16 protein-coding genes are annotated in these 18,573 nt (G+C 70.6%); 13 read left to right on the forward strand and 3 right to left on the reverse strand.

All coding sequences use genetic code 11. The features are described 5' to 3' along the window. Positions 1-37: 37 nt before the first annotated feature. From rpoZ to ACGFU7_RS14340, 4 genes are all read left to right on the forward strand, one after another. Positions 38-310, forward strand: a complete 273-nt coding sequence (gene rpoZ / locus ACGFU7_RS14325) for a DNA-directed RNA polymerase subunit omega (RefSeq protein ID WP_003970369.1) — start codon at positions 38-40, stop codon at positions 308-310. Between the two features lie 132 nt (positions 311-442). Then, positions 443-1,645, forward strand: a complete 1,203-nt coding sequence (gene coaBC, locus ACGFU7_RS14330) for a bifunctional phosphopantothenoylcysteine decarboxylase/phosphopantothenate--cysteine ligase CoaBC (protein WP_393695537.1) — start codon at positions 443-445, stop codon at positions 1,643-1,645. 243 nt (positions 1,646-1,888) lie between these two features. Then, positions 1,889-3,097: a methionine adenosyltransferase gene (gene metK, locus ACGFU7_RS14335; RefSeq protein WP_393695539.1), complete on the forward strand. Its 1,209-nt coding sequence runs from the start codon at positions 1,889-1,891 to the stop codon at positions 3,095-3,097. 126 nt (positions 3,098-3,223) lie between these two features. Then, a complete protein-coding gene (locus ACGFU7_RS14340) occupies positions 3,224-5,368 on the forward strand; it encodes a primosomal protein N' (protein ID WP_393695541.1) in 2,145 nt (714 codons plus the stop codon). Between the two features lie 206 nt (positions 5,369-5,574). On the opposite strand, the gene ACGFU7_RS14345 is transcribed toward ACGFU7_RS14340, so the two are convergent. After that, positions 5,575-6,123, reverse strand: a complete 549-nt coding sequence (locus ACGFU7_RS14345; protein WP_393695543.1) for a hypothetical protein — start codon at positions 6,121-6,123, stop codon at positions 5,575-5,577. Between the two features lie 229 nt (positions 6,124-6,352). On the opposite strand from ACGFU7_RS14345, the gene fmt reads away from it, so the two are divergent. Both fmt and ACGFU7_RS14355 read left to right on the forward strand, forming a co-directional pair. Beyond that, positions 6,353-7,285: a methionyl-tRNA formyltransferase gene (gene fmt / locus ACGFU7_RS14350; RefSeq protein ID WP_393695545.1), complete on the forward strand. Its 933-nt coding sequence runs from the start codon at positions 6,353-6,355 to the stop codon at positions 7,283-7,285. Positions 7,286-7,367: 82 nt separating this feature from the next. Next, on the forward strand, positions 7,368-8,801 hold the full coding sequence (locus tag ACGFU7_RS14355) for an RsmB/NOP family class I SAM-dependent RNA methyltransferase (RefSeq protein ID WP_393695547.1): 1,434 nt from the start codon (positions 7,368-7,370) through the stop codon (positions 8,799-8,801). Between the two features lie 153 nt (positions 8,802-8,954). On the opposite strand, the gene ACGFU7_RS14360 is transcribed toward ACGFU7_RS14355, so the two are convergent. Beyond that, on the reverse strand, positions 8,955-9,569 hold the full coding sequence (locus ACGFU7_RS14360) for a PadR family transcriptional regulator (protein WP_393695549.1): 615 nt from the start codon (positions 9,567-9,569) through the stop codon (positions 8,955-8,957). Between the two features lie 99 nt (positions 9,570-9,668). Between ACGFU7_RS14360 and ACGFU7_RS14365 the strand changes: the two genes are divergently transcribed. The 5 genes from ACGFU7_RS14365 to ACGFU7_RS14385 all read left to right on the forward strand — a co-directional run bounded on the left by ACGFU7_RS14365 (position 9,669) and on the right by ACGFU7_RS14385 (position 13,870). Next, positions 9,669-10,130: a hypothetical protein gene (locus ACGFU7_RS14365; RefSeq protein WP_393695551.1), complete on the forward strand. Its 462-nt coding sequence runs from the start codon at positions 9,669-9,671 to the stop codon at positions 10,128-10,130. Next, the gene (locus tag ACGFU7_RS14370; RefSeq protein WP_393695553.1) at positions 10,127-11,335 is read left to right on the forward strand and encodes an FAD-dependent oxidoreductase; all 1,209 of its coding nucleotides are present in this window, start codon (positions 10,127-10,129) and stop codon (positions 11,333-11,335) included. The genes ACGFU7_RS14365 and ACGFU7_RS14370 overlap by 4 nt, the downstream gene beginning before the upstream one ends. 423 nt (positions 11,336-11,758) lie before the next feature. Continuing rightward, positions 11,759-11,893 (forward strand): hypothetical protein, encoded by a 135-nt coding sequence (locus ACGFU7_RS14375; protein ID WP_393695555.1) that lies wholly within the window; start codon positions 11,759-11,761, stop codon positions 11,891-11,893. A 113-nt stretch (positions 11,894-12,006) separates the two neighbouring features. Next, positions 12,007-12,690, forward strand: coding sequence for a ribulose-phosphate 3-epimerase (rpe, locus tag ACGFU7_RS14380; RefSeq protein WP_393695557.1), 684 nt, complete (start codon positions 12,007-12,009; stop codon positions 12,688-12,690). Positions 12,691-12,853: 163 nt separating this feature from the next. After that, a complete protein-coding gene (locus tag ACGFU7_RS14385; RefSeq protein ID WP_393695623.1) occupies positions 12,854-13,870 on the forward strand; it encodes a sugar-binding transcriptional regulator in 1,017 nt (338 codons plus the stop codon). 209 nt (positions 13,871-14,079) lie between these two features. On the opposite strand, the gene ACGFU7_RS14390 is transcribed toward ACGFU7_RS14385, so the two are convergent. Next, positions 14,080-15,102, reverse strand: a complete 1,023-nt coding sequence (locus ACGFU7_RS14390) for a terpene cyclase (RefSeq protein ID WP_393695559.1) — start codon at positions 15,100-15,102, stop codon at positions 14,080-14,082. A gap of 307 nt (positions 15,103-15,409) precedes the next feature. Here ACGFU7_RS14390 and ACGFU7_RS14395 point away from each other — a divergent pair, with 307 nt between their 5' ends. Both ACGFU7_RS14395 and ACGFU7_RS14400 read left to right on the forward strand, forming a co-directional pair. Then, complete coding sequence (locus ACGFU7_RS14395; RefSeq protein ID WP_393695561.1) at positions 15,410-16,876, forward strand: GuaB1 family IMP dehydrogenase-related protein; 1,467 nt, start codon at positions 15,410-15,412, stop codon at positions 16,874-16,876. Between the two features lie 198 nt (positions 16,877-17,074). Then, entirely contained in the window at positions 17,075-18,532 is a 1,458-nt protein-coding gene (locus ACGFU7_RS14400; protein WP_393695563.1) for an aldehyde dehydrogenase family protein, read from the forward strand. Positions 18,533-18,573 lie beyond the last annotated feature (41 nt).

Consider the following 18,573-nt stretch of genomic DNA (forward strand, 5'->3'; position numbering starts at 1 on the left):
ATTTTCTTTGATCTTTACCCCCTTCGGAAGGCAGAGAGTGTCCTCTTCCATCACCACGCCCGAGGGCATCATCAACCCGCCGATTGATGAGCTCCTTGAGGCCACAGACTCGAAGTACAGCCTCGTGATCTACGCCGCCAAGCGCGCGCGCCAGATCAACGCGTACTACTCGCAGCTCGGCGAGGGTCTCCTGGAGTACGTCGGTCCGCTCGTCGACACCCACGTGCACGAGAAGCCGCTCTCGATCGCGCTCCGCGAGATCAACGCGGGCCTGCTCACCTCCGAGGCCATCGAGGGCCCCGCGCAGTAAGCAGGAATTGCATCTTCATCACAGGCCCGGCAGCCACGGCTGCCGGGCCTGCGGTGTGTCCGGGGCGACAGCATCGGACCGGGTGCGGTGAGGCAGCATGGGGGTGTTCGTATCCGAGTGCGGGGAGACGCAGTGGACAAGCCGAAGGTCGTTCTTGGGGTCAGCGGAGGCATCGCCGCGTACAAGGCGTGCGAGCTGCTGCGCCGGCTGACCGAGTCCGGTCATGACGTGAGGGTCGTCCCGACCGAGTCGGCGCTGCACTTCGTGGGAGCGGCCACTTGGTCGGCGCTCTCGGGCCACCCGGTCTCGACAGAGGTCTGGAACGACGTCCACGAGGTGCCGCACGTCAGGATCGGGCAGGGCGCCGACCTGGTCGTCGTCGCCCCCGCCACCGCCGACATGCTCGCCAAGGCCGCCCACGGTCTCGCGGATGACCTGCTCACCAACACACTCCTCACCGCCCGCTGTCCGGTCGTCTTCGCGCCGGCCATGCACACCGAGATGTGGGAGCACCCCGCCACCCGGGAGAACGTCGCCACGCTGCGCCGCCGCGGCGCCGTCGTCATCGAGCCCGCCGTCGGCCGGCTCACCGGCGTGGACACCGGCAAGGGCCGGCTGCCCGACCCGGGGGAGATCTTCGAGGTCTGCCGCCGGGTGCTGGCCCGCGGGCCCGTCGAAGCCGACCTGGCCGGCCGTCACGTCGTGATCAGCGCGGGCGGTACGCGGGAGCCGCTCGACCCGGTGCGCTACCTCGGCAACCGTTCGTCCGGCAAGCAGGGCTACGCCCTGGCCCGCACCGCGGTCGCCCGAGGCGCCCGGGTCACCCTCATCGAAGCGAACACCGGCCTGCCCGACCCGGCAGGCGCCGACGTCGTGCACGCAGGGACCGCCATACAGCTTCGTGAGGCGGTGCTGAAGGCCGCCGCGGACGCGGATGTGGTCGTGATGGCGGCTGCGGTCGCAGACTTCCGCCCCGCCGAGTACGCGACGGGGAAGATCAAGAAGAAGGACGGCCAGGAGCCCGCGCCCATCAAGCTCGTCCGCAATCCCGACATTCTCGCCGAGGTCGCCGGTGAACGCGCCCGGCCGGACCAGATCGTCGTCGGTTTCGCCGCCGAGACCGACAACGTCCTCGCCAACGGCCGCGAGAAGCTCCGCCGCAAGGGCTGCGATCTTCTCGTCGTCAATGAGGTGGGGGAGCGCAGGACATTCGGCTCCGAGGAAAACGAAGCGGTGGTCCTCGCAGCCGACGGCGCTGAGACCCCGGTGCCGTTCGGTCCCAAGGAGGCGCTCGCCGACACGGTCTGGGATCTCGTGTCGTCGCGGCTCGGATGAAGTTCTCGTTTCACGCCATCGCATTGGCCAAAACCCCTGAAATATGGGCGCAAATGGCTTTTTCGGGAGGCGATTTTCGTACAGTGACGGGCCGTGCCGCAGGTCACAGAACTCCCAAAGGGCGAGACACGTTGTCCGCCGAGCGACAGCGACAGATAAACTGACCCTCGGACCGTGCCGGGCGCAGCTCCCGGCCGTCCGCCAAATGATCAGCCAGCAGCCGCTGCAACCCCAGGGAGCGATGTGTCCCGCCGTCTCTTCACCTCGGAGTCCGTCACCGAGGGTCACCCCGACAAGATCGCTGACCAGATCAGCGACACCATTCTCGACGCGCTGCTCCGTGAGGACCCCCGGTCCCGCGTCGCCGTCGAGACCTTGATCACCACCGGTCTGGTGCATGTTGCGGGTGAGGTCACGACCAAGGCCTACGCCGACATTCCGACCCTCGTACGCAACAAGGTTCTCGAGATCGGCTACGACTCCTCCAAGAAGGGCTTCGACGGCGCCTCCTGTGGTGTCTCGGTGTCCATCGGTGCGCAGTCGCCCGACATCGCGCAGGGCGTCGACACCGCGTACGAGCAGCGGGTCGAGGGCGATGAGGACGAGCTCGACAAGCAGGGCGCCGGCGACCAGGGCCTGATGTTCGGCTACGCCTGCGACGAGACGCCCGAGCTCATGCCGCTCCCGATCCACCTCGCGCACCGGCTCTCGCGCCGGCTCTCCGAGGTCCGCAAGAACGGGACCATCCCGTACCTGCGCCCGGACGGCAAGACCCAGGTCACCATCGAGTACGACGGCGACAAGGCCGTCCGTCTCGACACGGTCGTCGTCTCCTCGCAGCACGCCAGCGACATCGACCTCGACTCCCTGCTCGCGCCCGACATCCGCGAGTTCGTCGTCGAGCACGTGCTCGGGCAGCTGATCGAGGACGGCATCAAGCTGGACACCGACGGCTACCGGCTGCTGGTCAACCCGACCGGGCGCTTCGAGATCGGCGGCCCGATGGGCGACGCCGGTCTGACCGGTCGCAAGATCATCATCGACACCTACGGCGGCATGGCCCGCCACGGCGGTGGCGCCTTCTCGGGCAAGGACCCGTCGAAGGTCGACCGCTCGGCCGCGTATGCCATGCGCTGGGTCGCCAAGAACGTCGTCGCCGCGGGCCTCGCCGCCCGTTGCGAGGTGCAGGTCGCATACGCGATCGGCAAGGCCGAGCCCGTCGGCCTGTTCGTCGAGACGTTCGGCACCGCCGCGATCGAGACCGAGAAGATCGAGCACGCCATCGGCGAGGTCTTCGACCTCCGCCCGGCCGCGATCATCCGCGACCTCGACCTGCTCCGCCCGATCTACGCCCAGACCGCGGCGTACGGCCACTTCGGCCGCGAGCTTCCCGACTTCACCTGGGAGCGCACGGACCGCGTGGACGCGCTGCGCACGGCGGCCGGGCTGTAAGCCTGCCGCTCCCGCCCGTACGCCGGGGCCCGGACGCCGCACATCGGTGTCCGGGCCCCGGTGCGTGCGGCCGCCGGCGCTGCCTCGCCGGGGCCGCTGTCAGTGGTGTCTGGTAGGAATTTGGCTGTGAGCAGCGACAACGAGCGATCCGAGGACCCCGGGGGCGGGGCCCCGGAGCAGCTTGCGCTCATTCGGGAGACGGTACGGAAGGCCAAGGTGCCGCGGGCCAAGCCGCGGACCTGGCGCGGCGCCGCGCTCGCCAAGGAGCTGCCCGTCGCCCGGGTGCTGGTCAACAAGGGCGTGCTCCATCTCGACCAGTACTTCGACTACGCAGTGCCCGAGGAGCTCGACGCCGACGCACAGCCCGGAGTGCGGGTGCGGGTGCGATTCGGGGCCGGGGGACGCAATGTCCGTGGCGGGCGGCGCGAAGGGGGCGGGCTGATCGACGGGTTCCTCGTCGAGCGGCTCGCCGAATCGGACTACACGGGGGCGCTCGCCGCACTCGCCTATGTCGTATCGCCCGAACCGGTGCTGGGGCCGGAGCTGCTGGCCCTCTCGCGGGCTGTCGCCGACCGTTACGCGGGCAGCCTCGCCGATGTGCTGCAGCTCGCCGTGCCGCCCAGGAACGGACGGGCCGAGTCCAAGCCCTCGCCCGAGCCCCTGCCCCCGCCGCCCGCGCCGTCGGCGGGGAGCTGGGAGCGGTACGCACAGGGGCCCGCGTTCCTGCGGGCACTGGCCGAGGGCGGTGCACCCCGGGCCGTATGGACCGCCCTGCCCGGACCGCACTGGCCCGAGGAGATCGCCAGGGCCATGGCCGCGACGCTCGCCTCCGGGCGCGGCGCACTCGTCGTCGTGCCGGACGGCCGGACCGCGGGGCGGGTGGATGCCGCGCTCACCGAGCTGCTCGGCGAAGGCCGCCACGCGCTGCTGACCGCGGACTCCGGACCGGAGAAGCGGTACCGGGAGTGGCTCGCCGTGCGGCGCGGCTCCGTGCGGGCGGTCGTCGGGACGAGGGCCGCGATGTTCGCACCCGTCGCCGACCTCGGACTGGTCGCCGTCTGGGACGACGGGGACTCCAGCCACAGCGACGACAACGCTCCCTTCCCGCACGTCCGCGAGGTGCTCGAACTACGGGCCGCGCACGGCCGGTGCGCATTCCTGCTCGGCGGTACGAACTGCACCGTGGAGGCCGCGCAGCTGGTGGAGAGCGGCTGGGCGCTGCCGCTGCGCGCGGACCGGGAGCAGCTGCGGATCGCGGCGCCCCTGGTGCGTACGGTCGGCGACGGTGAGCTGGCGCGGGACGGGGCCGCGAGGGCGGCCCGGCTGCCCAGCCTGGCCTGGCAGACGGTACGGGACGGGCTGCGCAGCGGCCCTGTCCTGGTCCAGGTGCCGCGCCGCGGATACGCACCGCGGCTGGCCTGCGAGCGCTGCCGTGAACCCGCCCGGTGCCGGCACTGCGCGGGACCGCTTCAGGCACCGGACCAGCGGGATCTCGACTGTGCCTGGTGCGGGCGAGCCGAGACCGCCTGGCACTGTGTCGCCTGCGGCTCCAATCGGCTGCGCGCCCAGATCGTCGGCGCCCGCCGCACCGCCGAGGAGCTCGGCCGGGCGTTCCCCGCCGTGCCGGTACGGACGTCGGGCCGCGACCACATCCTGGACTCGGTGCCGGACGTGCCCGCACTGGTCGTCAGCACCCCCGGCGCCGAACCCGTCGCCGAGGGCGGTTATGCGGCCGCGCTGCTGCTGGACGGCTGGGCGATGGTCGGGCGCCCCGACCTGCGGGCCGGCGAGGAGGCGCTGCGCCGCTGGACGGCCGCGGCCTCGCTGGTACGGGGGCAGCCGGAGGGCGGCACGGTGGTGATCGTCGCCGAGCCGACACTGCGGCCCGTGCAGGCCCTGGTGCGCTGGGATCCGGTCGGTCACGCCCGCCGCGAGCTGGCGGAGCGGGCCGAGCTCGGCTTCCCGCCGGTGTCCCGGATGGCCTCGGTGACCGGTTCGCCGGAGGCGCTCGCCGCGTTTCTCACGGCCGCCGAACTGCCGCCGGAGGCCGAGGTGCTCGGCCCGGTCCCGGTGCCGGGCGCCGAACCCGGCAGGCCCCGCAGGCCCTGGGACGCACCGCCGGGGGAGTCCTGGGAACGGGCGCTGCTCAGGGTGCCTCCGGGGAGTGGGGCGGCGCTTGCGGCCGCGCTGAAGGCGGCGCAGACGGCGCGGATGTCCCGGGGGAGCGGTGAGCAGGTCCGGATCAGGGTGGATCCGCCGGACATCGGATGACGGTGCGGGCCGGCCGGGCTGCTCGGTGGCCGTTCTGTCCTCAATCGCCGGACGGGCTTGATCTTGCCGGACCGGCCTGGGGTTTCACCGGACCGGCTGGGGTTTCCCGGACGGGTCGGGTCTCGCGGAACGGTGACGGGCGGCTGTGGAGACGCAGATGCCCCGCCGTGCGTCGGGCGCGGCGGGGCAGTGGGCGGGACGCGTGGTCAGCCGTTGCGCGGGCCGGGGAAGACGCCCGGGCGCAGGTCCTCGCGCAGTGACGGGCGGTCTTCCGACGGCTGCGGGGGCATGGAGCGTGCGGCGGGTACGGCGGGCAGCGTCGGCGCATTGGCGGAGCCGGGCGCCATGGGCAGGGGGCGCGGCACCGCGGTCTCCGCGGCGGCCTCGGCCGCTCCCGGCTGCCGGGCATTGCGCCGGGCGCCGTAGCGGCGGTGCACCGCCTGCTTGGTGACCCCGAGCGCGGAGCCCACCGCGTCCCAGGAGAAGCCCAGCGAGCGGTCGAAGTCCACTGCCGCGGTGACCAGGGTCTCGACGCTGTCCCGCAGCTCCTGGGCCAGCCTGACGGTGGGGGCCGGGGCCCTGCCGTAGACGACGAAGCCCGTGGACGGGCCGGAGCGGCGCGGACGGTAGACGTTGCCCAGTTGGGCGGTGAGCGTGCGCAGCGCGTCCACCTGCCGCCGGACCCGCTCGATGTCCCGCACCAACAGATGCAGGCTGGCCCGCGCTTGGGCGTCGTGGGTTGCGTGGTCGGCCATGAAGAAGCCTCTCGAACCGGCATTGAAAGGGATCGGGCCGCACCATGGCGGCTCGCTTCGGTCAATCTCTCTTGACCAACGCGTCAGCCGGGGATCTGGTCACGGTGCAGGGGCGCGTGCGCTTATCCAAGGGGCGCGCAGTCATACGTACGCCCCCCGGCCGCCCGGCCCATAGACTTGTGCGTCGCTCATCAACGTACGTTTCGGCCTGAGAGGCAGTCAGCCACCCATGAAGCTCGTCTTCGCAGGCACCCCCGAGGTAGCCGTACCCGCCCTGGACGCCCTGATCGCCTCCGACCGGCACGAGGTGGCCGCCGTCGTCACCCGGCCCGACGCCCCGGCAGGGCGGGGTCGCCGCCTGGTCGCCAGCCCCGTCGCCGAGCGCGCCGAGGAAGCCGGGATCGAGGTGCTCAAGCCCGCCCGGCCGCGTGACGAGGACTTCCTGTCGCGACTGCGCGAGATCGCCCCGGACTGCTGTCCGGTCGTCGCCTACGGGGCGCTGCTGCCCAAGACCACGCTCGACGTACCCGCCCGCGGTTGGGTCAACCTCCACTTCTCGCTGCTGCCGGCCTGGCGCGGCGCGGCCCCCGTACAGCACGCGATCATGGGCGGGGACGAGGTGACCGGTGCGTCGACCTTCCTGATCGAGGAGGGGCTCGACTCCGGCCCGGTGTACGGCGTCCTCACCGAAGAGGTGCGGCCCACCGACACCAGCGGTGACCTGCTCACCCGGCTGGCGTTCGCCGGTGCGGGGCTGCTCGTCGCGACCATGGACGGCATCGAGGACGGCACGCTGCACGCCGTGCCGCAGCCCGCCGAGGGTGTCACCCTCGCACCGAAGATCACCGTCGAGGACGCCCAGGTGCAGTGGTCCGCCCCTGCCCTGCGGGTCGACCGGGTGGTGCGCGGTTGCACGCCCGCTCCCGGGGCGTGGACGCTGTTCCGCGGGGAGCGGCTGAAGCTGATCCAGGCGGTGCCCGTGCTGGACCGTGCCGATCTGGCGCCCGGCGAGCTGTCGGCGGCCAAGAACAATGTGTACGTGGGCACCGGATCGCACGCCGTCGAGCTGCTCTGGGTCCAGCCGCAGGGCAAGAAGCCGATGCGGGCCGCGGACTGGGCCCGCGGGGTGCGGATCGTCCACGGCGAGCTGCTGGGGATCTAGGGTCTCTCGCGGATTCCGGGGCCGGGGCGGCGACGTACGCTGGGAGGGTTCGCCCCCTCACCATCAGCGGAGCACCTTTCACGTGAACGACCAGCAGCGTCGCCGTCCCGCCAAGCCGCATCGCCGCCCCCAGAAGGACCCCGTCCGGTTCCTCGCCTTCGAAGCGCTCAGGGCCGTCGACGAACGCGATGCGTACGCCAACCTCGTCCTTCCTCCGCTGCTGAAGAAGGCCCGCGCCAAGGGCGACTTCGACAACCGGGACGCGGCGCTGGCGACCGAGCTGGTCTACGGGACGCTGCGCCGCCAGGGGACGTACGACGCGATCGTCGCCGCCTGCATCGACCGGCCGCTGCGCGAGGTCGACCCGCCGGTCCTCGACGTGCTCAACATGGGCGTACACCAGTTGCTCGGCACCCGTATCCCCACCCACGCGGCGGTCTCCGCCAGCGTGGAACTGGCCCGGGTGGTGCTCGGCGAGGGGCGGGCCAAGTTCGTCAACGCCGTCCTTCGGAAGGTTTCCGCGGACGACCTCGACGGCTGGGTGGCGCGCGTCGCCCCGTCGTACGACGAGGACGCCGAGGACCACCTCGCGGTCGTGCACTCGCATCCGCGGTGGGTCGTGTCCGCCCTCTGGGACGCGCTGGGCGGCGGCCGCGCCGGAATCGAGGACCTCCTCGAAGCGGACAACGAACGGCCCGAGGTCACCCTGGTCGCCCGCCCCGGCCGATCCACCACCGACGAGCTGCTCACCGCCCTCGGCGACGAGAACGGCCTGCCCGGCCGCTGGTCGCCCTATGCCGTACGGATGGCGGAGGGCGGCGAGCCCGGCGCGCTGACCGCCGTGCAGGAGAGCCGCGCCGGGGTCCAGGACGAGGGCAGCCAGCTGGTGGCCGCCGCCCTCGCCAACGCACCGCTGGAGGGCAGTGACACCCGGTGGCTCGACGGCTGTGCGGGGCCCGGCGGCAAGGCCGCCCTGCTCGGCGCACTCGCCGCCGGACGCGGCGCCGCCCTGCTCGCCGCCGAGAAGCAGCCGCACCGGGCCCGCCTCGTCGAGCGCGCGCTGGCCGGCAACCCCGGCCCGTACCAGGTGATCACCGCCGACGGCACCCGCCCGCCGTGGCAGCCCGGCACCTTCGACCGGATCCTGATGGATGTGCCGTGCTCGGGCCTCGGCGCGCTGCGCCGCCGCCCGGAGGCGCGCTGGCGGCGCCGCCCGGAGGACCTGGAGAGCTTCGCCCCGCTGCAACGCGGTCTGTTGCGCGAGGCATTGAAGGCGGTACGGGTCGGCGGCGTCGTCGGTTACGCGACCTGCTCGCCCCATCTCGCGGAGACCCGGGTCGTCGTCGAGGACGTACTCAAGGGGCGCGGCGGCCCTCCGGTCGAGGCGGAGTGGGTCGACGCCCGCCCGCTGATGCCGGGAGTGCCCGCGCTGGGCGACGGCCCCGACGTCCAGCTGTGGCCGCATCTGCACGGCACCGACGCGATGTACCTGGCACTGCTGCGCCGGACCGCCTGAGGCAGGCCGGGGTCAGGTTCGCATTTTCAGGGGCCCTTTCTCACTGGCTGTGTCCCTTGTCCGGCCCAAAGGACACAGAAGTGAGACGAGCGGCTGGGGTTTGCCCCCGGGAGAATGCAGCGCTAGCCCGTCCCCGGTCGCACCGGGGGCGGGCTAGCGCTGCACCAGTCCCGCCGCGAGGGCGTCCAGCTGCTCCTGCGACCACGAGAGCCCGCCGGTCCGCAGATCTTCGACCACTGCGCGCACCCAGCCCAGCTCCGCGGCCGTCACAGCCCGCAGATATTCGGTCTCCAGGCCGGTGATGCGTGGCAGCCCCTGCTCCGTCTCCTCGGCCAGGGCCGATTCCAGCCCGTCGAGCTTCTCCGCGAGTGCGTCGGCCCGCTGATCCAGTACGTCCGCCATGTCTTGCGGCGAGAGCAGCATCAGGTTCGACAGGGCGGCCGGGAACTCCGGGAACTCCTGCTTGGGCGCGGAGAGCATCTCCTCCAGCCAGGCGCGGGCGGTCTCGCGCCCCGCGTCGGTGATTTCGTACACGGTCCGCTCCGGGTACTGCTGATCGCGCCCGGTCTCGCGGACGGCGATCAGCCCGGCGCCATTGAGCCGCTCGATCGTGCGGTAGAGGCTCGCGCGCTGGCTGACGTTGACGACCTGCTCCTTGCCCCAGTCCTTGATCAGGCGCTGGACGCCGTAGGGGTGCAGCGGTTTGTAGTGCAGCAGAGCCAGGACGGTCAGGGCGAGTGGGGAGCTGCGGGGGGCAGATGGGGTCATGGACCCGATTCTAGCCACAGAAGAACTAGTTGACGAGATACTAGTTGCAGTGCAACTATCGATTCGTCAGTGCACACCACTCAGAGAGGAACCACTGAGATGTCCCTCACCGAGCGCATCCACTCCGACCACGGCCTCGTCAAGCACCTTGGCAACTGGACCGAGGCCAGCCGCTTCGAGGTCAAGGCCCGCCATGGCGCAGCCGTCCTCGACCTCCGCTCGCCCGGCCTCCCCGACGACATCGAGATTCACCTCGATATGGACCGGGCCATGGTCAAGCTGCTCGTCGACGACGACACTGCCATCGACCACTGGAACCTGAGCTGGACCGCCCGCGGCAAGATCAAGGACTCCACGTCCTCATCCAGCGGCGACAAGACGGCCGGCCGCCTTGTCCATCTGTCCGGCTCCGCGACGAACAGCGAGATCCGCATTCACCGCGGTGGCATCGCGCTCCTGTCCGCGATGTTCTCCCGTGCGTACGTCCAGGATGTGCGCCGCGCCCACAAGACCGGCGGCGTACCGACGATCGACGACCCGGCAAGGGGACACCAGTCATGAGCGGCACGGACAAAGCCCGCACCGCACTCATTATCGGGGGCGGGATCGCAGGCCCGGTCGCCGCGATGGCCCTGCGTCAGGCCGGTATCGAGGCCGCGGTCTACGAGGCGTACGACTCCACGGCGGACGGGGCCGGCGGCGGCATGACCATCGCTTCCAACGGCCAGAACGCCCTCGACGCCATCGGCGCGGGTGACCTCGTCCGCGCCATCGGCACCCCGGTCACCTCCATGGTCTTAAGGAGTGGGACGGGCAAGCAGCTCGCACAGTTCGCCCCGCCTTCGCGCCTCCCTGTCCAGCAGTTCGTCTGGCGCGCCGACCTCTACCGAGAGATCTACGACGAGGCGGAGCGCCGCTCCGTACCCATCCACCACGGCAAGCGGCTGACCGGCGCGACGGACACCGGCTCCGGTGTTACCGCGCACTTCGCGGACGGTACGCAGGCGAGCGCCGACATCCTGATCGGTGCCGACGGCATCCGGTCCACGGTCCGCCCCCTGATCGACCCGGCCGCACCCCGGCCGAACTACGCCGGCCTGGTCTGCTTCGGTGCGCGGATGGACGAGTGCGGGCTGCCCTCCACCAACGGCGTCATGTATATGTGCTTCGGCAAGCGCGCCTTCTTCGGCTACCAGATCTTCGACGACTCCTCGGCGGTGTGGTTCGTGAACCTGCCGCACCCAGCCCCGATGACAGTGGCCGAGGCCCAGGCGATCGGCGCGAAGGAGTGGATGCGCACCCTGCGCACCGCCTTCGCCGACGACAGGACCCCGGCTCTGGAGATGATCAGCGCGACCGACCCCGGCCGGCTTCTGATCACCGGCCCGATGGAGAACATGCCGAGTGTCCCGACCTGGACCCGCAGCCGCTTGACCCTGATCGGCGACGCGGCCCACGCCGCTTCGTCCAGCTCAGGGCAGGGTGCCTCCATCGCCGCCGAAAGCGCCGTTGAACTGGCGCGCTGCCTACGGGACTTGCCGTACGACCAGGCCTTCGCGGCATACGAACAACTGCGCCGCCCCCGCGTCGAACGCATCATCAAGCTCGGCGCCCGCACGAACAGCAACAAGAGCACGGGCCCGGTCGGCCGCGTACTGCGCGACCTGCTGATGCCGGTGGCCATGAAGCTGATCAACCCGGAGAAGACGGCCTGGCAGTTCGACCACCACATCGACTGGGGCGCGAAGGCATCCCCGCTCGCCTGAACTCCGGCACGGCCCTGGGCCGCGCCGCCAGGGACGGGCTGGTGCCTGTGTCAGGTCCAACCCCGTGTGTGGCCCTTGCCGGGTGGCGAGGGTGAGGCGGTTCCAGACGTTGACCTCAGTGATCGAGAGAACCAGGACCCCCGGATCCTGCTCGTCGTAGTGCTTGGGCGCCTCCTCCCAGATCTCGCCCAGCACCGGGTCCGACCGGTCAGTGACCCATGTGGCGGCCTCGGCCGGCCCCCTGTCGTTCGTCTCGACTCCCGCCGGACAGCCCGGAAAGGACACGGAAGTGAGACGAACTCGTGGGGGACCGCCCGTGAGGTGGGCGCATCTGCGCTGGTCAGCGCCACGCAATGGGACAGCGGAAACGAGACCCTACACCGGGGGCCGCGCGAGGCCGGCGGGGCGGCCAGGTCCGACGGTATGAGCGAGCGGGCACGGGTACCGGCCGCCGCCCGCTGGTACCGGCCGCTCGCCGGATTCTGGGGCCCGGCCTGTTGGCAGAACGCCCACCGCTGCCGGGCCCGTACCGCCCCCGAAGGGCCCGACGCGGGCTGAAACGCCCGTATCGCGTGGCCGGGAGGCCTGGATTCCGCGAACTGTAATGATCCCGTGAGGCTTTGGCCCGCACCAGGGCGGGGAAGTGGCGCGGAACATGGCAGGCTTGGCACATGGCCCAGATCAACCCCAGCATCCTGTCCGCCGACTTCGCCCGTCTCGCCGAGGAGGCGAAGGCAGTCGAAGGCGCCGACTGGCTCCATGTCGATGTGATGGACAACCACTTTGTGCCCAATCTGACCCTCGGCGTGCCGATCGTGGAATCGCTCAGCCGGGCCACGGACACTCCGCTGGACTGCCATCTGATGATCGAGGACCCGGACCGCTGGGCGCCGCAGTACGTCGAGGCCGGCGCCGGTTCCGTCACCTTCCACGTGGAAGCCGCGGCAGCCCCCGTACGGCTGGCGCGGGAGATCCGGGCCAAGGGCGCCCGCGCCTCCATGGCGCTCAAGCCCGCGACGCCCATCGAGCCGTACGAGGACCTGCTCCCCGAGCTCGACATGCTGCTGATCATGACCGTGGAGCCGGGCTTCGGCGGCCAGGCCTTCCTGGACATCATGCTGCCGAAGATCCGCCGCACCCGTGAGCTGATCTCCAAGCACGGCCTCGAACTGTGGCTCCAGATCGACGGCGGTGTCTCCGAGTCCACCATCGAGCGGTGCGCCGAGGCCGGTGCGGATGTATTCGTCGCGGGTTCGGCGGTGTACGGGGCCGAGGACCCGGCCGAAGCGGTGCGCGCCCTGCGGGCCAAGGCCGACAGGGCCACCGCCTCGGCGGCCTGGGCGTGCCGCCACTGAAGCCGGAACCGGCGCCGGAACCCATTCCGGCCCCGATTGCAGGTCGGCCCGGCCAAGGGCAGATGAACGCGGTCCGACGGGACCGATCAAGGATCGCCGGATCTGACAGGATGAACGGCGTATCGAGAGTGTGAACAGCAGTGAGGAGATCGCGGTGTCTGCAATGTCGGCGGGACGGTCCGCCCTGCGGATGGGGCCCGCGGAGCTGGTGCAGGCGGCGGCCATGGCCCGCCGCTTCTACCTCGAAGGAAAGTCGAAGATCCAGATCGCCGAGGAGTTCGGCGTCAGCCGCTTCAAGGTGGCCCGGGTCCTGGAGACGGCTCTTGAGCGGGACCTCGTCCGGATCGAGATCCGTGTCCCCGCCGAGCTGGACGCCGAGCGCTCCGACGCGCTCAGGGCCCGCTACGGGCTGCGTCACGCGGTCGTCGTCGAATCTCCCGCGGAGGAGCAGGACGACGCACCCGACCCGGAGAACCTGGGCGAGGTCGCGGCCGATCTCCTCGGCGAACTGGTGAACGAGGGCGATGTGCTCGGCCTGGCCTGGGGCCGGTCCACCATCCACATGGCGGCGGCTCTCGACCGGCTGCCGCCGTGCACGGTCGTGCAGCTCACCGGGGTGTACGACGCGGGGACGGCCGAGCGCGGTTCGGTCGAGGCGGTCCGGCGGGCCGCCCAGGTGGCCGGCGGTGAGGCCCACCCGATCTACGCGCCGATGCTGCTGCCCGACCCGGCCACGGCCGCCGCGCTGCGCCACCAGACCGGTATCGCCCGCGCCTTCGAGTACTTCGACAAGGTGACGGTCGCCGCGGTGTCCATCGGTTCCTGGGAGCCGGGCATCTCCACCGTCCACGACATGCTCACGGACGAGGAGCGGGCGCACTACGCGTCGCTCGGCGTCGCCGCCGAGATGTCCGCGCACCTCTTCGACACGGAGGGGCGCCGGGTCGGCCGGGACCTGGGGGAGCGGTGCATCACGGTCGAGGCCGACCGGCTGCGCCGGATCCCCGAGGTGGTGGCGATCGCGGGCGGCCAGCGGAAGGCTGCGGCGATCGGGGCGGTGCTGCGGTCCGGGCTCGTCACCAGCCTGGTGACGGATACGGCGGCGGCCGAGTATCTGCTGACCGAGTCCGCGGCGCCGCGGCGGCCGGCGCTGGAACGGGCGGATCCGGACGGGGTCTGAGCGGGGGCCCGGGCGGGCGGCGGCGGTGATCGTCACCGGGGCCGCCCGGTGGCCGTTGTGTCCTCAATCTCCCCCATGGACTGAAGGTCATGGGAGGAGCCCCCTCGACGGGCTTGATTCTGCCCGGACGGTCATCGAGCCGTGCGGGTGACGGCGAGTGAACTGCCCGGACAGTGGGGGCACCGCCCGGGCAGTGTCCGCTCGGTGGTTCAGTCCTGGGCCACGCCCAGGACCGTTGCCTCCAGATACTCCTCCGGCTCCTCGTACTGGCTCACATCGGCCGGGTTGTACCGGGGGGTCTGCCGTGACCAGTCCAGGTTGCCGCGCATCCAGCTCCGCATCCCGTCCAGGTACGGTGCGAGCATCCAGGACAGCTGCGGGTACGCGGCCAGCAGCTCGGCCTCGGCGGTGAGGAACCGCTCCGTCTCCGTGGCGATCTCCGCGCAGACGTGTTCGAGCGCCTGCTGCTTGCCGTAACCGCGGTGGTGCCGGACCAGATGGACGAGATTGTGGATCTCGCCGAGCACCTGTTCCTTCTCGTACGAGTACACGTCGTTGGCCCAGCACACGACATTGCACGACGCTTCCAGCGCGGTGATGAACCGGGAATCGTTGTGGATCGACTCGGGAGCCTCGATCCCGGCCACGATCTCTATCAGGTCCATGCACACATGTATCGCGCCGGTGTGGCGACGCTTGGCGATGTACGTCTCCTCGGACGGCACCACACCAGCCGCCCGGTTCCCGGCCTCCCAGGTGGTCGCCGTCGTGAGATACGTGGTCAGGTGCCAGCCGAACCGGGTGCGCCAGTGCGCGGCGGCGGTCGGCGTCGTCCGTTCCCACAGATCGACCAGGGCGACCACGGCGGCGGGGAGGTCCTCGTCCGGCAGGGTGCCCGTACCGATGCCCTCGATCACGGACCGCATCACCGCGACCACGTCCCGCACCCGCTCCGGGCTGCGGCCGAGGTGGCCGTCGTCCAACTGGTCATCGACGAGAAACAGCCATACGAACCAGTCGGCGACGAGGTCGAGATTCTTGCTGTCGGCGGTCGGGTACACCATGCCGACGAACGCTCCGAAGTCCGCCTGCTCGAAGCGCTCCCTGGCTGAATCACGGTGTACCAGACCGGTGTTGCGGATCCAGCTGTCGAGGTGGACCCGGGTGTGCCCGACGTGCGGATTCGTCCGCTTGGGGAACGGGCAGTAGATGTCCGGCAGTTCGCTCTCCACGAGTGGGTCGTGATCCTCTCCGGTCGTACGTGTGACGGAAGTTGTGACCCTCCGCCTGTTCCTCCGGGGCGTAGTCATGACCCACGGGACCTGCGGGTTTTGAAGCTACCTGACCCCTTGTCACCAGGTCCAGGGAAGATGATCGCGAATGATTCGGATGCCGTACGGGTAGGGTTCGCAGGTAAGGCAGGTTCCACTTGCCCGGGACTCCCGCCGGCTCCCTTTGTGGGAACGTACGAACGCGGGGGTCGTTTGCTGTGTCTTCGTGGACGCGACCTGCTCCGTTTCGTATGAAAAAATGAGCGTTATGCGTTTTCTTGAGCCCGGTACTGGTCGCTACACAGACTCTCCTTCGGTCCCGTACGACCTCACGTACGACGATGTCTTCATGGTTCCGGGCCGTTCTGCGGTCGGTTCCCGCCAGGGTGTCGATCTCTCCTCGCCCGACGGCAGCGGCACCACCATCCCGCTCGTCGTCGCGAACATGACGGCCATCGCGGGCCGCCGGATGGCCGAAACGATCGCCCGCCGCGGCGGGCTCGTCGTCATCCCTCAGGACATCCCGATCGACGTCGTCACCGATGTCGTCTCCTGGGTGAAAACGCGCCACCTCGTGCTCGACACGCCGATCGTGCTGGCCCCGGGCCAGACGGTCGCCGACGCGCTGTCCCTGCTGCCGAAGCGCGCGCACGGCGCGGGTGTCGTCGTCGACGAGGAGCAGCGGCCCATCGGTGTCGTCACCGACCACGACCTGACCGGTGTCGACCGCTTCACCCAGCTCTCCGAGGTCATGTCCAGGGACCTGGTGCTGCTCGACGCGGACATCGACCCGCGTGACGCGTTCCACAAGCTCGACGGCGCCCACCGCAAGCTCGCCCCCGCGGTCGACGCGGACGGCCGGCTCGTCGGCATCCTCACCCGTAAGGCCGCACTGCGCGCCACTCTGTACACCCCCGCCACCGACGCCGCCGGCAAGCTGCGGATCGCCGCCGCCGTCGGGATCAACGGCGATGTCGCCGGCAAGGCCAAGCAGCTCCTCGACGCGGGCGTCGACACGCTCGTCGTGGACACCGCCCACGGCCACCAGGAGTCCATGATCAGCGCGGTCAGGGCCGTCCGGGGGCTCGACCCGCAGGTGCCGATCGTCGCGGGCAATATCGTCGCCGCCGAGGGTGTGCGCGACCTCATCGAGGCCGGCGCGGACATCATCAAGGTCGGTGTCGGCCCCGGCGCCATGTGCACCACCCGGATGATGACCGGCGTGGGCCGGCCGCAGTTCTCCGCCGTCCTGGAGTGCGCCGCCGAGGCGAAGAAGTACGGCAAGCACGTCTGGGCCGACGGCGGCGTCCGGCACCCGCGTGATGTCGCCATGGCGCTCGCCGCGGGCGCGTCCAACGTGATGATCGGCTCCTGGTTCGCCGGTACGTACGAGTCGCCCGGCGACCTCCAGCAGTCCGCCGACGGCCGCTTCTACAAGGAGTCCTTCGGTATGGCGTCCGCACGCGCCGTGAAAAACCGTACGTCGGACGAGTCGGCGTACGACCGGGCCCGCAAGGCGCTCTTCGAGGAGGGCATCTCCACCTCGCGAATGTTCCTCGACCCTGCCCGGCCCGGCGTCGAGGACCTGATCGACTCGATCATCGCGGGCGTCCGCTCCTCCTGCACCTACGCAGGCGCGGCCTCCCTGGAGGAGTTCGCCGAGAAGGCGGTCGTCGGGGTGCAGAGTGCCGCCGGTTACGCCGAGGGCAAGCCGCTGCACGCCAGCTGGAGTTGATCCCGGAGTCCCGCAACACCGTTGCCCCTCACGGCCGTTCGTGCCGTGAGGGGCAACGGTGTTTCCGGGTGTCCCCGCGGGCCGACAGGGGTGTCCGATTCCGGTCCTCGGATGCCCTGGTGATCCGCTTCAACACCATTGAAATGTAAGTAATATGAAGCGCAATCAGCTGCCCGCCCCTCTGCGGTAAGGGATCTCATGTCCTTCTTCACTGACCTGGCCCATCAGTACATCGACGGAGAGTGGAGGCAGGGCAAGGGGTCCTGGGACATCATCGACTTCAATCCCTACAACGGGGAGAAGCTCGCCTCGATCACGGTCGCCACGGCCGACGAGGTGGACCGGGCGTACCGGTCCGCCGAGGCTGCCCAGCGGGCGTGGGGCGACACCAACCCGTACGCCCGCCGGCTGGTGCTGGAGCAGGCGCTGCGCGTCGTCGAGGAGCGCGAGCCCGAGATCAGCGACGCGATCGTCGCGGAACTGGGCGGCACCCGGCTGAAGGCGGCCTTCGAGCTGCATCTCGCCAAGGAGTTCCTGCGGGAGTCGATCCAGCTCGCGCTGCGGCCCTCCGGGCAGATTCTGCCCTCGCCGACCGAGGGCAAGGAGAACCGCGTCTACCGGGTGCCCGTCGGTGTCGTGGGTGTCATCAGCCCCTTCAACTTCCCGTTCCTGCTGTCCCTGAAGTCGGTCGCCCCCGCCCTCGCGCTCGGCAACGCCGTGGTGCTCAAGCCGCACCAGAACACCCCGGTCTGCGGCGGCACACTGGTGGCGAAGGTGTTCGAGGAGGCGGGGCTGCCGGCCGGGCTCCTGAACGTCGTGGTCACCGACATCGCCGAGATCGGTGACGCATTGCTGGAGCACCCCATTCCGCAGGTCATCTCCTTCACCGGCTCGGACAGGGTGGGACGGCACGTCGCCACGGTGTGCGCGGCGAACCTCAAGCGCGCCGTGCTCGAACTCGGTGGCAACAGCGCGCTCATCGTCCTCGACGACGCCGATCTGGACTACGCCGTGGACGCGGCCGTCTTCAGCCGGTACGTGCACCAGGGCCAGGTCTGCATGGCCGCGAACCGCATCCTGGTCGACCGGGCGGTGGAGAAGGAGTTCACCGAGAAGTTCGTCGCCAAGGTCGCTTCGCTGCGGGTCGGAGACCCGGCCGACCCGGAGACCGTGATCGGCCCGCTGATCAACTCCTCGCAGGCCGAGGCCATTTCCACGCTCGTCGACCAGACCGTCGAGGCCGGTGCGACGGCCCTGCTGCACGGCCGGGCCGACGGCAATCTGGTGAGCCCGTCCGTGCTGACCGGCCTGGCCGCCGATTCCCCCGTCCTGTCCCAGGAGATCTTCGGGCCCGTCGCGCTCCTCGTGCCGTTCGACGGTGAGGACGAGGCGGTACGGATCGCCAACGACACCCCGTACGGTCTGAGCGGCGCGGTGCACACCGGCAACATCGAGCGCGGCGTACGGATCGGGCAGCGCATCCACACCGGCATGATCCACATCAACGACGGCACGGTCCACGACGAGCCCATCGTCCCGTTCGGCGGCGAGAAGAGCTCCGGCCTCGGCCGGCTGAACGGCGAGTCGATGGTCGAGGCCTTCACCACCCAGAAGTGGATCTCGGTGCAGCACGGCCGCTCGCAGTTCCCCTTCTGACCGGTCACCGGATGCGGTGAGCGCGCCCGGCGGGGCGGGGC

This window comes from Streptomyces sp. NPDC048473 (assembly GCF_043200155.1).
Classification (GTDB): Bacteria; Actinomycetota; Actinomycetes; order Streptomycetales; family Streptomycetaceae; genus Streptomyces.

Excerpts from the sequence above, each read along its gene's own strand:
- ACGFU7_RS14370 (WP_393695553.1), top strand. The coding sequence starts at position 10,127 with ATGAGCGGCACGGACAAAGCCCGCACCGCACTCATTATCGGGGGCGGG.
- ACGFU7_RS14345 (WP_393695543.1), bottom strand. The coding sequence starts at position 6,123 with ATGGCCGACCACGCAACCCACGACGCCCAAGCGCGGGCCAGCCTGCAT.
- ACGFU7_RS14400 (WP_393695563.1), top strand. The coding sequence starts at position 17,075 with ATGTCCTTCTTCACTGACCTGGCCCATCAGTACATCGACGGAGAGTGG.
- rpe (WP_393695557.1), top strand. The coding sequence starts at position 12,007 with ATGGCCCAGATCAACCCCAGCATCCTGTCCGCCGACTTCGCCCGTCTC.
- ACGFU7_RS14375 (WP_393695555.1), top strand. The coding sequence starts at position 11,759 with ATGAGCGAGCGGGCACGGGTACCGGCCGCCGCCCGCTGGTACCGGCCG.
- ACGFU7_RS14385 (WP_393695623.1), top strand. The coding sequence starts at position 12,854 with ATGTCGGCGGGACGGTCCGCCCTGCGGATGGGGCCCGCGGAGCTGGTG.
- ACGFU7_RS14360 (WP_393695549.1), bottom strand. The coding sequence starts at position 9,569 with ATGACCCCATCTGCCCCCCGCAGCTCCCCACTCGCCCTGACCGTCCTG.
- ACGFU7_RS14395 (WP_393695561.1), top strand. The coding sequence starts at position 15,410 with ATGCGTTTTCTTGAGCCCGGTACTGGTCGCTACACAGACTCTCCTTCG.
- ACGFU7_RS14365 (WP_393695551.1), top strand. The coding sequence starts at position 9,669 with ATGTCCCTCACCGAGCGCATCCACTCCGACCACGGCCTCGTCAAGCAC.
- fmt (WP_393695545.1), top strand. The coding sequence starts at position 6,353 with ATGAAGCTCGTCTTCGCAGGCACCCCCGAGGTAGCCGTACCCGCCCTG.